This is a genomic window from Cystobacter fuscus, assembly GCF_002305875.1.
GTDB classification, from domain to species: Bacteria; Myxococcota; Myxococcia; order Myxococcales; family Myxococcaceae; genus Cystobacter; species Cystobacter fuscus_A.
Genome location: NZ_CP022098.1, coordinates 5,076,259 through 5,088,968, shown reverse-complemented (window position 1 = coordinate 5,088,968; position 12,710 = coordinate 5,076,259). Strand labels below are relative to the sequence as shown.

Genomic DNA, 12,710 nt, shown 5'->3' with positions numbered 1-12,710 from the left:
GCATTCCCCACCCGCGGCACGAAAAGGAACCCACCCCATGGCCGAACGAACCGTCCTCATCTGCGGAGCCAGCATCGCCGGTCCGGCGCTCGCGTTCTGGTTGAAACGCCACGGTCTGCGCCCGGTCATCGTCGAGCGGGCCCCGGAACTGCGCACCGGGGGTCAGTCCGTGGACGTGCGCGGCGCGGGGCAGGAGGTCGTGCGCCGGATGAACCTCGAGCAGGCGATCCGCGCCCGGACGACCCATGAGGCGGGCCTCGCCTTCGTGGACTCGGAGGGGCGGGTGAAGGCGCGCATCAGCTCCGAGTCGCTGGACGGCAAGGGACCGACAGCCGAGCTGGAGATCCTGCGCGGCGAGTTCGCCCAGGTCCTCTACGACGCCACACGGGAGGACACCGAGTACCTTTTCGGCGATCGGGTGGCCTCCCTCACCGAGACCGGCGATCGGGTCCGGGTGGGCTTCCTCCACGGCCCCGAGCGCGAGTTCGATCTCGTCATCGCCGCGGATGGAATCGGCTCGAAGACGCGGCAGCTCGTGTTCGGGGACGAGGCGAGGATCCGCTCGCTGGGCCTCTACATCGCCTACTTCACGATTCCCCGGGAGCCGTCGGATGACAACTGGGCGCGCTGGTACAACGCCCCGGGCAGCCGCAGCCTGGTCCTGCGGCCGGACAACGTCGGCACGACCCGGGCCTTGATGACGTTCCTCAGTCCGCCCCGCGGCTATGAACGGCTCGGACAGGACGAGCAGAAGGACGTGCTCCGGCGGGTGTTCGCCGATGCCGGGTGGCAGGTGCCCCGGGCCCTGGCGGGCCTCGCCGGGACGACGGACTTCTACTTCGAGGCGATTGGCCAGGTGCGCATGCCCCGCTGGTCGCGAGGGCGGGTGGCGCTGGTGGGCGATGCCGCCTATTGCGCCTCGCCCATCAGCGGCATGGGGACGAGCCTGGCGCTGGTGGGCGCCTACGTCCTCGCGGGAGAGCTCTCCCGGCATGCGGACCATGCCGAGGCGTTCGCGGCCTACGAGCGGGTGATGCGCCCCTACGTCGCGCGGGCCCAGGATGTCCCCTCGATGGCACCGAGGATCGCCAATCCGAAGACCCGGACCGGCATCGCCCTGAGCCACACCGTGCTGCGCTTCGCCACCGCGCCCGGAGTGCGCCAGCTCCTCGGCCGGCTCCTGACGCCCCCCGCCGAGGCCATCACCCTGCCAGACTACGGCGTGTCCTGAGGACACGGGCAGCCGCGGCGAGCATCCGCGGTGGATTTGACGGGCACACTCGAATCTCCGTTTGATTCCAGCGCGACGACTCGCCCCCCTCGTCGCCACTGGAGGTGTGTCGTGTCCACCCGTCCTGTCGGTCCGCGTCCACCTGGCGCACGGCCACGCCCCGTGATGGGCGGCTGGTTTCTTCTCTTGCTCTTCCTTCAGTCCGCCTGCGTCACGGGTGCCCCCGGGGCCCACCTCACGACGAGTGACGGCTACGAGTCATGCATGATGTGGGTCGTGCCTGAGCCAACGAGCAAGGCCTTGGCTGCCGGCATGACCCTCCTCCTGATGGGCTACGTGGGCCTCGAGACGATGTACGGGCTGATAGACCGGGCCGTATCGAGCTCGTGTTCAGAAGCCACGCGAGAGAACGACTCCGCTCAGGGGAAGGTCACCTGCCTCAAGGTGACGGTGCGAGCCCTCCCCTCTTCCCAAAGTTCGAGGTCACAGGGGCAGCGCAATCGCGCGGGAGCCCGTTGGGCACCGACCACGACCACACCCGAGCCCCTCGGCGCGAGCGGCTCCTCCTGCCACACCAACAGTTCGAGTTGGCTTCTCGAGCCATCCGTCAACACGGCGCCCACTGCACGCCAGGGAGCGGAAGCGCCGCTCGAGAAATGGACCCGGACCGCCACACTCTCCGCATGGCGATAGCTCTTGGCCTTCGTGATGAGGAGCGCGCTTCCGGGGTCCTGGCGGAAGTCTCCAGAGATATCCGTCAATCGCCTGTCCCTATCTCGCTCCAGCCATGCGGTCCCCATGAGTCCACGTGGAGCCGCTCGCTCCACCAGAAGACGCGCCTTGTCTTGCTGGCATTGACGCACTTCGGCCCTCGCTTCAGCGACCTGCCGCCAGGCTCCCTCCGGAGGGCGCTCATGACGGAACACTTCCACCCTTCGCGCCCCCTGGGCGAGATGGCCCACCAGCCAGAACTCCGCCCGGGCCGGCTCCGAGTCCCCCACGAAGCGCACCGTGAGCTTGACGCGCTCACCCACCAGGAGATCCGCTCGGGGAAGCACCATGACACTCCGGCCTTCTCTTCCCTGAGCCCAGTCAGCCAATCGTTCTTCCGGTGCAACTTTCACGGTGCCCCATGCGATGGGGGAGTCGAAAACCAACGTGGTCGGCTGGTCCGGGCTGACGCACACCTCGGGCACGGCTCGGGTGGATGCTTCCCCCAGGTCCACCCGAGAGGACATGACACAGCCGGGAACCCGCTCCGGTTCAGCGGCTCGCACACGATCCGAGAGCAAGAGCAGACCCAGGAGGACGCCGCGGGTCATTCCTCTTCCCCGAAGCTCTTCGTCGGCGCCACATAGAAACGCTCATGGAGCCGCCAATGGCCTGGGGTACTGCCTGGCGCCGGGCAATAGCCCGCTCCCGAGTGCTCACAAAAGTCGGCTTCCGAGTAGAGATAGGCTTGAGCGCAGAGCGGGTGGCGCCGCCCCTGCGGCGTCCGGGCCTCATCGAAGCGGGCGAAGATCCGGTCCTTTCCAAACCTGTTCTCTCCAAACTTCAATGTCCCGGTGAACACCGTGCCTCGAGGCATCTCATTCCAGGTCTCGTCCAACACCACGGTGAAGGGGCCCTCCTTGACCTCGACACTTTTTCCAATCACCCCGTCCCTCCCCAACTGCACGGCCGTGACATTCATGCGCTCCAGTCCAAACAGCTCGTGGGTGTCTTGCCAGCCAGCAGGGCACTCGATGACGGGGGGAGGCGAGGGGCGCACCTGGGGCGCCGTCGCGCCCGTGCAGCCTTCGAGTGCCGCACCGGCCAGGGCGCCCAGGGCGGCCGTCTTCCAGCAGGAACGCCCCGCCCCACCGCGGGGAGGATTGGACTGCCAGGAGGGTGTCTGATGCACATCGGCGGAATGGGACATGGGTGTCTGGGATGACGCGGGGGGTTGTGCCCTGTCAGGCGCCGCGTCCGGTTGAGCTTGGGATGGCTCCCCCGCCCGCGCCATTTCATGGACAAACACAGCCTGTTCCGTTTCCCACCCCTGGGTGGACGTGACAGGTGGGGCGAAGGCTCGATGCCAGAGCGCCACGGCGCAGACCGCGAGCACGAGCCCCAGGAGCACCCACCTCCACGTCCATCGAGGTGTCTCCTTCCCGCCCGGCACGCCCTGCCCCCCAGTGGGCTCCGCCACCGAGCGTACCCGCGAGGCCATCTCCCCGGCCGGAAGAGCCCCTGGCCCGGCTCGCGCTTCCCACGCCCCCCGCCCCCGCCGGCGCCCGGGCGCCCGCTCCGGAAACCCGCTCTCCTCTCCCTCCGGGTCCGAGCCGCCCTCCCCCTCCAGCCGTGGCGGCCCGGGGTCGATCAACGGCTGGTCCCAGCTCACCTCCCCCTCGGAGCCCGCGAGCAGCTCCTCCAACGCCACGAGGAGCGCCTCGTGGGTTTGAAACCGTGCCCGGGGCTCCTTCTCCAACATGCGCAGACACAGCCGGCCGACCGCCTCGGGAACCCGGGGGTTGAGCACATGAGGCGCCAGGGGCGTCTCCAGACGGATGCGGTCATTCAACCCCGGCGTGTTCCGGGAGCCGAAGGGCAGCGTGTCCGTGAGCAGCCAGTACAGCAGCACCCCCGCCGCCCACAGCTCGTCGGACAGGCCATACGTGTACGTCAGCGCTCCGGTCTCGCCCCGGGCGAAGCGCACGGCCTCGGGGCTGCGGTACTCCGGCGTTCCCGGCGGCAGCAGGCCCGGCACCGTCCGCGTCAGGTCTCCCCGCACGGCGCTGAAGCCGAAGTCGATCAACACCGGCTCGCCATCGGGCTCCCGGATGAGGATGTTGGACGCCTTGATGTCCCGGTGCAGCACCCCGAGCTCGAAGATGTCCTCCAGCGCCATCACCACCTTGTGGAAGACGGTCAGCACGGCGCGCACCGGGGGATTGAGGCGCCGTGCCCAGTCCTCCAGCGACAGGCCGGGGACGAACTCCATGACGATGCACGGGTAGCCCACCTCCGCGTCCGGCCACCGGTCGAACGACTTGAAGCGCACCACGTTGTCCAGGGACAGCCGCAACATGGCCGCGAGCTCGCGCCGGGACCAGCCGCCCTCCTCCAGGGTGTCGAGCACCTTGATGGCGTAGAAGCGCCCGCCCCGCTCCGCCTTGTAGACGTGGCCCGAGCCTCCCCGGCCCAGCTTCTCGATGATTCGATAGGCGCCCACCATGGCGCCGGGTTCGGGCAGGCAGATGACCAGGACGTAGACCTCCGAAGTCACCGACTCTAGCAGAACCCAACCGCGCCAGTGGGACCGGTGGAGACGACGGCTGCTGTCCTCTCCCCGTCTCCGCTACGAGACGCGTGCCGAGCGCCGCAGCCACACGCAGCCGAGCGCCAGCAGGGCGGGATACCACAGCGCGCGCTTGGGCATGCCCGTGGTGGGGACCATGCGGTACGCGTGCAGCAGGATCGGTGGGTGGGTCCAGGCCTCGGCCCGGAGGCAGCGCCAGTACTGCGCGAAGGTTTCCGGAGAGTCCGGCCCGGGGCACATCCCCTTGTCGACGAACAGCGCGTTGAGCAGCTCGTTGGAGCGGTAGATGCTCACCAGGTGGGGCATGGCGGCCACCATCAGGGCGAGCGCCAGCACTGCCACCCTCACCGGCGTGGCCACGAGGGGGCGGAGCAGGGACTCGGCCGTCCCGGCATACGCGTACAGCAGCACGAGCAGGGCCGCGGGCAGCCAGGGAATCACCAGGCGCGAGCCCCATGCCCACCAGCCGAAGGGGGCCCACCAGCGCGACAGCAGGACGCACATCATGCCCACCAGCGCGGCCACGCCCACCAGGGGAAGCGCCGAGACCGCTGCTGCTTCGCCGCGCCACACCCGCCGCGTCACCGCGATCGCGAGCGCGGCCAGCAGCACCACCAGGAAGGGCCAGAAGAAGAGGAGCCCCGCGTTGGGTGCCACCCACAACGCGACCAGTTGCTCCAGTTGGACCAGCACGGAGGGACCCCACCCCGCTTCCATCAGGTAGCGCGCGTTGTAGGGGGTGCCGAAGCGGAAGAGGTTGAACGCGGCCGACAGCGCCCCGCTGAGCACCACGGCGGCGGCGCTGCCCACCAGACGTCCGCGCTCGGCGCGCAGCAGCTCGCGCCACGGCTGGCCCGGCACCTGGTGCACCACCACGCACGAGGCCCCCAACAGGGCGATGAAGGGGAACGCCGTCTCCTTGGTGAGCCCGAGGACGAACGCCAGCGTGGCCACGAGTCCCGGACTCCGGCGGCTCACCCAGGCCGCGGCGAAGGCCGCCGCCGCGAAGGTGGCCCCCATCTCCCCGAACGAGCGCGTGGCGTAGTGGAAGAGCAGTCCGCTGGCCAGCACGAGCACCGCCGCCACCGCCACCGGGCGCGAGCGCGCGCTCAAGGTCCGCCACGTCATGGCGAGCAGCGCGAAGAAGGAGACGAGGCTCAGGTAGCAGAGCACCTGCCCCGCCGCCTGCGTCGAGCCCCCGGCCAGACGCGTCAGGAGCGCGGGCACGTATTGCAACAGGGGCCACTTGCCGGCCTCGGCGCAGCCCGCCCAGCGCCCCGCGGCCAGACACTCACGCACCCCGTCGGCGCACCGGAGCAGATCCTCCGTGTCTCCGTCGAGGAAGAGCTGCCTCGCCATGATCCGGGCCAGGGACACCACGCCGACGAGCCCCAGCACCCAGCCGGCCCAGAGCCTCGGCGTCAGGAGGAGGGAAAGGGCGGCGGAGCGTGACACGGAGGAAGGTGGCGGGAGGGGAGTCGGAGTGGACATGAAGGCGCGCTCCCCCGTGCTCATACCGCCTCGCGAGAGCGGATTGAAGAAGTGCTTCAGGGCCGCAGCAACCAGGCCACGGCCAGACCCAGGTAGGTCCCCACCGCGTAGCCCATGAGTCCCGTGGTGAGCCCGGACACCACGAGCTCGCGGTTGCGCAGCGCGCGCGCCACCGGACCGATGAAGGGCGGACCGAAGATGGTGGCCGTGGAGGTGATGAGCGCGGTGTCCGCGTCGATGCGGAAGAGCGCGGCGAGCGCGAAGTGCAGCCCCACCGACACCCCCACCACCGCCGCGCAGAAGGCGAAGACGAACAGACTCGCCTCCCCCAAGCGGCTCGCGTCCGCGAGCGTGCCCACCGCCACGCAGAAGACGAGCAGCGCGTAGTCCCCCAGCGCATAGGCGGGCAGGTGGCGCACCGCCGGGTGGAAGGACGCGGCCAGGCTCAACGAGGTCAGCACCAGCAACACCAGCGGCGGCTCCAATCCCCCCATCACCACCTGGGACGCCCCCACCGACAGGCCCACGAGCACCGCCGCCAGCAGCAGGGCCAGCACCATGCCCCCCACCTGGCGCCTCGAGAAGAGCGCCACTCGCGCCTGCTCCGGCGCGTCGTCCCAGCCCGTGGCCCTGGGAAAAGGCGGCAGGAAGCTCAGGGCGATCCGCTGCGCCACCGTCACGAGGAAGAGCAGGTACACGGCCCCCACGACGATGTCCGCGGTGTTCAAGAGGATGAGCGTCTCCTCGCGCACCCGGAGCGCCAGCCCGATGGCGTTCATGTTGGCCGTGCCCCCCGTGTAGACGCCCACGAGCATGCCGGACATCTTCCACCACTCGTCCGAGCGCTCCCGGACCATGAAGCCCACGAGCGCCGCGCCCGCCATGGCCGACCCACACGCGAGGACGAACGACAGCAACGTGGAGCGCGCCAGCCGCCACCACCGGCGCACGTCCGTGGAGAACAGCAGCAGGGGGATGGCGAGTGGCACGGCGGCCTCGCTCACCGACAGGCTCAGCCGCTCCGACAGCACCACGCCCGGCACGTTGCCCAGCAGGATGCCAAAGGCGTAGCAGATGACCACCGGCCCCACCCACGCCACCTGTTTGACGTGGCGCGCGGCGAGCAGGGCCAGTGCCGGAAAGCCCACCAGGGCCAGGACTTGGAGCGAGCCAATCATTCCGCCGAGTACACCCCGTCCATGAACTGCAAGAGGAAGCCCTCGGCCTGGGCGCGGTCCGGAATGGAGCCCAGCATGCCGTACATGGCGGCGCTGCCATCCGGGGCGGGAGCGCCGGAGGCGAGCAGCGCGGCACACGCGCGCAGGTCCGCGAGGAAGGGCTGCACCACCGCCGCATGAGCGGGCGTCACCATCAGGTGCAGCGCGGGCGGCGACATCTGCCGGTCCAGCTTCCAGCCACGCGCCTCCATGGCATCCCCCAGGGCGTAGACATCCAGCGTGTCCGAGGAGAACGCGAAGATGCTCAGCGACGGCTCCCCCAGCAGCTTCAATCCAGGCACCGCGGCGATGCCCTCACGCAGCGCTCGGGAGGTGTCGAGCACCTGGCGCGACAGCCGCAGGTAGCCCTCCTCGCCGAGGTACTTGAGCACCGCCCAGGCCGCGGCGATGGCGCCTCCGGGGCGCGTGCCCGCCATGGAGGGCGAGGCGTAGAGACCGCCGCTCCACCCGGCGAAGGTGAAGAACTGGTACCGGCGCAACTCGGGCGTGCGGTAGAGGACGACGGACGCGCCCTTGGCCGCGTAGCCGTACTTGTGCAGGTCCGCCGAGATGCTGGTGACCCCGGGCACCGCGAAGTCGAACTCGGGGATGGCATGGCCGAGCCGCCGCGCGAAGGGCAGCAGGAAGCCACCGAGGCACGCATCCACGTGGAAGAGCACGCCTTTCTCCTGCGCCAGGGCGGCCAGCTCGGAGATGGGGTCCACCACCCCGTGCGGATAGGAGGGCGCCGAGCCGACGACGAGCACCGTGCGCGGACCGATGGCGGCGCGCATGGCGTCCACGTCCGCGCGCAGATCCGCCCCGACGGGGATGTTCAACGCCTTGACCCCGAAGTAGTGCGCCGCCTTCTGGAAGGCGGGGTGTACCGAGGCGGGCAACACCATCTCCGGCTCGGTGATGCCGCGCTCGGCCCGGGCGAAGTCACGCGCCGTCTTGATGGCCATGAGGATGGACTCGGTGCCACCGGACGTCATGGTGCCGGCGGCCGTGTCTCCGTGAAACAGCTCCGCCGCGATCGTCAGCACCTCGGCCTCGAAGCGCCTCAGACTGGGAAAGGCCAGGGGGCTCAGGCCATTCTCGGACATGAACTCGGTATAGGCCTCGGCGGCCACCCGGCGGAGCTCCTCGCCCGCGTTGTAGACGAGGCTCCACGTGCGGCCCTCCTGCCAGCGGGCATCGTCGGTGCGCATCTCGCGCATCCGCGCGAGCACGTCCTGGTGGCTCATTCCCTGGGAAGCCAGATGGGCACTCTTCGACATCACTGCTCCGGAAGTGGGGAGGTGTTGAAAACACCACTATAGGTGAAATTCTGGAGCCACTGCGCGGAGGGCCTCGAGTCTCTTCGGCACGAGAGGCCTTGACTCGAGGCGGCGAAGCGATGCAGCGCCTCCGCGCCCCGCCTCTGCGCATTGTTCGTGGATCCTGAAAGGTGAAGACAATCTCCCTCGTCTTCTCCGGGCCACCGCGTCCCTTTATGCATGTGTGGCCCGGGTGATGCGGACCGGGCCCACACGGCGAGAACCCACTCCCGGGGACGCACATGAAGACACCTGAGACACCCGACACACCGGACGCCGGCGCCGAGCCAAAGGCAGGCCTCCCTCTCTCCCGGCGCGAGTTCACCGCGGGCTCCCTCGCCGTGGCGGTCTCGGCCGGTGGAGTGTCGGCGCTCGGCACGGCCTGCACCGCTCCCGACAGGCCGGTGAGCGACCCGAGGACGACCACCCGGCTCCTCGTCAATGGCACGACGACCGAGCTCGAGCTCGATCCGCGCTCGTCCCTGCTGGATGTCCTCCGCGAGCGGCTCCAACTGACCGGCGCCAAGAAGGGCTGTGATCATGGCCAGTGTGGGGCCTGCACCGTCCACCTCGGGGGCCGCCGTGTCGCGTCCTGCCTCACCGTCGCCGTCCAGGCCGATGAGCAGGAAATCACGACGATCGAGGGGCTGTCGCCGAAGGACGGGCCGCTGCACCCCATGCAGCAGGCCTTCATCGATCACGATGCCCTGCAGTGTGGCTATTGCACGCCCGGTCAGATCATGGCGGCGGTGGCCTGTGTCCGCGAGGGCCACGTCACGTCTCCGGAGCAGATCCGCGAGTACATGAGCGGCAACCTGTGCCGCTGCGGTGCGTACGCGGGAATCCTCGCCGCGATCCAGCAGGCCGCCCCGAAGATGGGAGGGAGCTGAGCCATGCAACGCTTCACGTATGTCCGGCCCTCGACTCCCGCGGAAGCCATCCGGGCCATGGCCGACGGCGGGCCCGGCACCCGGTTCCTGGCCGGCGGCACCACGCTCTTCGATCTCATGAAGCTGGGCGCGGAGGCTCCCCGCACCCTCATCGACGTGTCCCGCCTGGACACGCTCGCGCGCGTCGATACCTCCGGGTCGCATGAGCTGATCTTCGGAGCGCTGGCCCGGATGAGCGACGTCGCCGCCGATCACCGGCTGCGCGAGGACTATCCCGCGCTGTCGGAGTCCCTGGACAAGGCCGCCTCGCAGCAGTTGCGCAACATGGCACGGGTCGGTCCGAATCTGTTGCAGCGCACCCGCTGCGCCTATTTCCGCGGCGGAGAAGTGTTTCCCTGCAACAAGCGCGCGCCCGGCAGCGGCTGCGCGGCACGCGAGGGCCTGGATCGGGGCCACGCGCTCCTGGGCGCGAGCGACGCTTGCGCTGCTGTGTACCCAGGAGACTGGGCCATCGCCCTGCTGGCCTTCGACGCGGTGGTGGACACCCTGAGCCCGCGAGGCGAGCGCTCCATCCCGCTGCGGGAGCTGCATCGGGAGCCGGGCTCCACGCCGGACCTCGAAACGGTCCTCGCCCCCGACGAATTGCTCGTCCGCATCCGTGTGCCGACGTCCCAGGCGGGCCGTGCGTCGACCTATCACAAGATCCGCGACCGGGAGTCCTATGCATTCGCGCTCACGTCGGCGGCCGTCGCCGTCCGGCTCGAGGGCGGCGTGGTCACCGAGGCGCGGGTCGCCCTGGGCGGCGTGGCGACCCGGCCCTGGCGGTCACCGGAGGCCGAGAGCGTGTTGCTCGGCCAGTTCCTGACCGAGGACGTCGCACGACGCGCGGGTCAGGCCGCGTTCGCGGCCGCGAAACCAGGCCGCCAGAACGCGTTCAAGGTCGAGCTGGGGGCGCGCACGGTCACGGACGCGTTGTTGATCGCACGAAGAAGGGCGGAACAGTCATGAGTGCTCACACCAGCCATCCAGACATTCCCCGCGTCGACGCGCGCGACAAGGTTCGCGGCGCGACCCGGTATGCCGCCGACCATGTCATTCCCGGACTCGCCCACGCGTGGCTCGCGGTGGCCACGATTGGCCGCGGTCGCCTCACGAGTCTCGATACGGAAGCGGCCCTCGCCGTTCCAGGAGTGCGCCGGGTCCTGACCCACCTCGACACGGTGGGCCTGCGGTCCGCCGGGTTCTTGATGAACGGCGGGTACAGTGTCCAGAGTCTTCAGCCGCTGCTGGACACGGCGATCGCCCATCGCGGGCAACCCATCGCGCTGGTGGTGGCCGACACGCTCGAGGCGGCACGAGAGGGCGCGGCGCTCGTCCGCGCCACGTACGAGCAGGAACCCCACAGCGTGACGATGGACGCGCCCGGTGCGGAAATCCTCCCCCAGGCGGACTCTCCCCTCCCCAAACCCGCCTACGCGGACAAGGTCGTGGGCGATGCGGACGGAGCGCTATCGACGGCCGCGGTGCGTGTGGACACGACGTTCCGGGGACCCCCCCAGCACCAGAACCCCATGGAGCTGTTGGCCACCGTGGCGGAATGGTCCGACGGAGCCCTCACGGTCTGTGATCCGACACAGAACGCCGAGGCGGTCCGGCACGGGCTGGCCAGGGTGTTCGGCTTGTCACCCGACAAGATCAAGGTGTTCTCTCCCACGCTGGGCGGAGGCTTCGGTCAGAAGAACGCGATGCAGGCGCATACGCCGCTGGTCGCCCTGGCCGCGCGCGAACTCGGCCGGCCGGTCAAGCTGGTGCTCACCCGGGCGCAGATCTACGACATCGCCAGCTTCCGCCCCGCCAGCCGCCACACGGTGCGGCTGGGCGCTGACGTGTCGGGGCGCATGGTGGCCGCCGTGCACGAGGCCGATCATCAGACCTCGCGCCATGACCTCTTCCCCTTGTCCTACGCGGAGGTGACCTCACGGCTGTATGGCATCGCGAACTTCCGCGGCCACGAGCGATTGATCCGCAATGACATCCAGACACCGGGCTACGCGCGCGCCCCCTTCGAGCACATCGCCGCGTGTGCCTTCGAAACCGCCGTCGACGAGCTGGCGTACGAGCTGGGACAGGATCCGGTCGCGTTCCGCATCGCCAACGACACGTCGGTGGACGCACTGTCCGGCCAACCCTTGTCGTCCCGGCATGTCGTGGAGTGCTTGAATCGGGGCGCCGCGCGGTTCGGCTGGGAGAAGCGATCCCCCGCGCCGGGCTCGATGACTCTGGCCGACGGCACACTCGTCGGGTGGGGCGTCGCCATCGGGGCCTACAAGGCGGCGACCGCGCCGGCCATCGCGCGGCTGCGTGTGACCGATGCGGGTGCAATCCACGTGAGCGTTGGTGGACATGAAATGGGCCAGGGGATCCGCACGGCCATCGCGGCCACCGTCGCGGCGGAACTCGGTGTCCCGCCCGAGACGGTGAACGTCTCCGTCGGGAATACCGGAGGCGTTCCCCAGCACCTCACCGCGGGCTCCTGGGGCACCGCCACGGTCCTGCCCACCGTGCACCAGGCGGCCTCGAACCTGATGAAGGAGCTGCGACAGCTCGAGGGGAACGGACCCGCTGGCCGCACGCCCCAGCAGCTCCTGCGGGATGCCGGCAAGCCGTTCCTCGAGGTCGAGGCACGTCACCGCGCGCCCGGCCAGCCCGAGGCGATCTTCGACCGCTTGTCCCAGGGACTTCCCTCGGCCGTCGGCCCGGTCTACCCCGACTACGTCTCCTTCAGCTACTGCGCCCACTTCGTCGAGGTGCGGATCGAGCCGCGCACCCGGCGGATCCGCGTGCCGCGCGTCGTGAGCGTGCTGGACTGTGGCCGGGTCATCAGCCCTCGCACGGCGCGCAGCCAGGTCTTCGGTGGGGTCATCTGGGGCCTCGGCGCGGCGCTGCGCGAGGAGAGCGAGGTGGATCCCCGGTACGGAGGCTTCCTCAACGCCGACCTCGCGGAGTACGCGATTCCCGTCCACGCGGACATCGGGTCGCTCGAAGCGGAGTTCATCGACGAGCCGGATCCGCTCATCAACGAGCTGGGCGTCAAGGGGCTGGGTGAGGTGGTGATGGTCGGGGTGGCCCCCGCGATCGTCAACGCCATCCATCACGCGACCGGGCGTCGCATCCGTCACCTGCCCATCCGTATCGAAGACGTGCTGTAAGTGTCGTTGCCCCCGGCGCCCATGAGTCCTACTCTCTCCAGGCTTTCCATGC

The 12,710-nt window shown here is 69.7% G+C and carries 9 protein-coding genes; 4 read left to right on the top strand and 5 right to left on the bottom strand.

The window, feature by feature from the left end:
• The first annotated feature begins 37 nt into the window (after positions 1-37).
• Entirely contained in the window at positions 38-1,231 is a 1,194-nt protein-coding gene (locus tag CYFUS_RS20930) for an FAD-dependent monooxygenase (protein WP_095986837.1), read from the top strand.
• A 419-nt stretch (positions 1,232-1,650) separates the two neighbouring features.
• Here the strand turns inward: CYFUS_RS20930 and CYFUS_RS54585 are convergent, their stop codons facing one another.
• From CYFUS_RS54585 to CYFUS_RS20905, 5 genes are all read right to left on the bottom strand, one after another.
• Complete coding sequence (locus CYFUS_RS54585; protein ID WP_095986836.1) at positions 1,651-2,553, bottom strand: DUF2381 family protein; 903 nt, start codon at positions 2,551-2,553, stop codon at positions 1,651-1,653.
• Positions 2,550-4,499 carry a serine/threonine protein kinase gene (locus tag CYFUS_RS20920; RefSeq protein WP_095986835.1) on the bottom strand — a complete coding sequence of 650 codons (1,950 nt, stop codon included), beginning with the start codon at positions 4,497-4,499 and terminating at the stop codon, positions 2,550-2,552. Before CYFUS_RS20920 ends, CYFUS_RS54585 begins: the two co-directional genes overlap by 4 nt.
• A gap of 72 nt (positions 4,500-4,571) precedes the next feature.
• A complete protein-coding gene (locus CYFUS_RS20915) occupies positions 4,572-6,023 on the bottom strand; it encodes a hypothetical protein (protein ID WP_157758549.1) in 1,452 nt (483 codons plus the stop codon).
• Positions 6,024-6,079: 56 nt separating this feature from the next.
• A complete protein-coding gene (locus CYFUS_RS20910; protein ID WP_095986833.1) occupies positions 6,080-7,201 on the bottom strand; it encodes a DUF819 family protein in 1,122 nt (373 codons plus the stop codon).
• Positions 7,198-8,520: a pyridoxal phosphate-dependent decarboxylase family protein gene (locus CYFUS_RS20905; RefSeq protein ID WP_095986832.1), complete on the bottom strand. Its 1,323-nt coding sequence runs from the start codon at positions 8,518-8,520 to the stop codon at positions 7,198-7,200. The genes CYFUS_RS20910 and CYFUS_RS20905 overlap by 4 nt, the downstream gene beginning before the upstream one ends.
• A 281-nt stretch (positions 8,521-8,801) precedes the next feature.
• On the opposite strand from CYFUS_RS20905, the gene CYFUS_RS20900 reads away from it, so the two are divergent.
• From CYFUS_RS20900 to CYFUS_RS20890, 3 genes are read left to right on the top strand one after another with little or no spacing between them, the layout of a single operon-like run.
• Positions 8,802-9,449 (top strand): (2Fe-2S)-binding protein, encoded by a 648-nt coding sequence (locus tag CYFUS_RS20900; protein WP_095986831.1) that lies wholly within the window; start codon positions 8,802-8,804, stop codon positions 9,447-9,449.
• 3 nt (positions 9,450-9,452) lie between these two features.
• Positions 9,453-10,457: an FAD binding domain-containing protein gene (locus tag CYFUS_RS20895; protein ID WP_095986830.1), complete on the top strand. Its 1,005-nt coding sequence runs from the start codon at positions 9,453-9,455 to the stop codon at positions 10,455-10,457.
• Complete coding sequence (locus CYFUS_RS20890) at positions 10,454-12,658, top strand: xanthine dehydrogenase family protein molybdopterin-binding subunit (protein WP_095986829.1); 2,205 nt, start codon at positions 10,454-10,456, stop codon at positions 12,656-12,658. The genes CYFUS_RS20895 and CYFUS_RS20890 overlap by 4 nt, the downstream gene beginning before the upstream one ends.
• Positions 12,659-12,710: the final 52 nt, after the last annotated feature.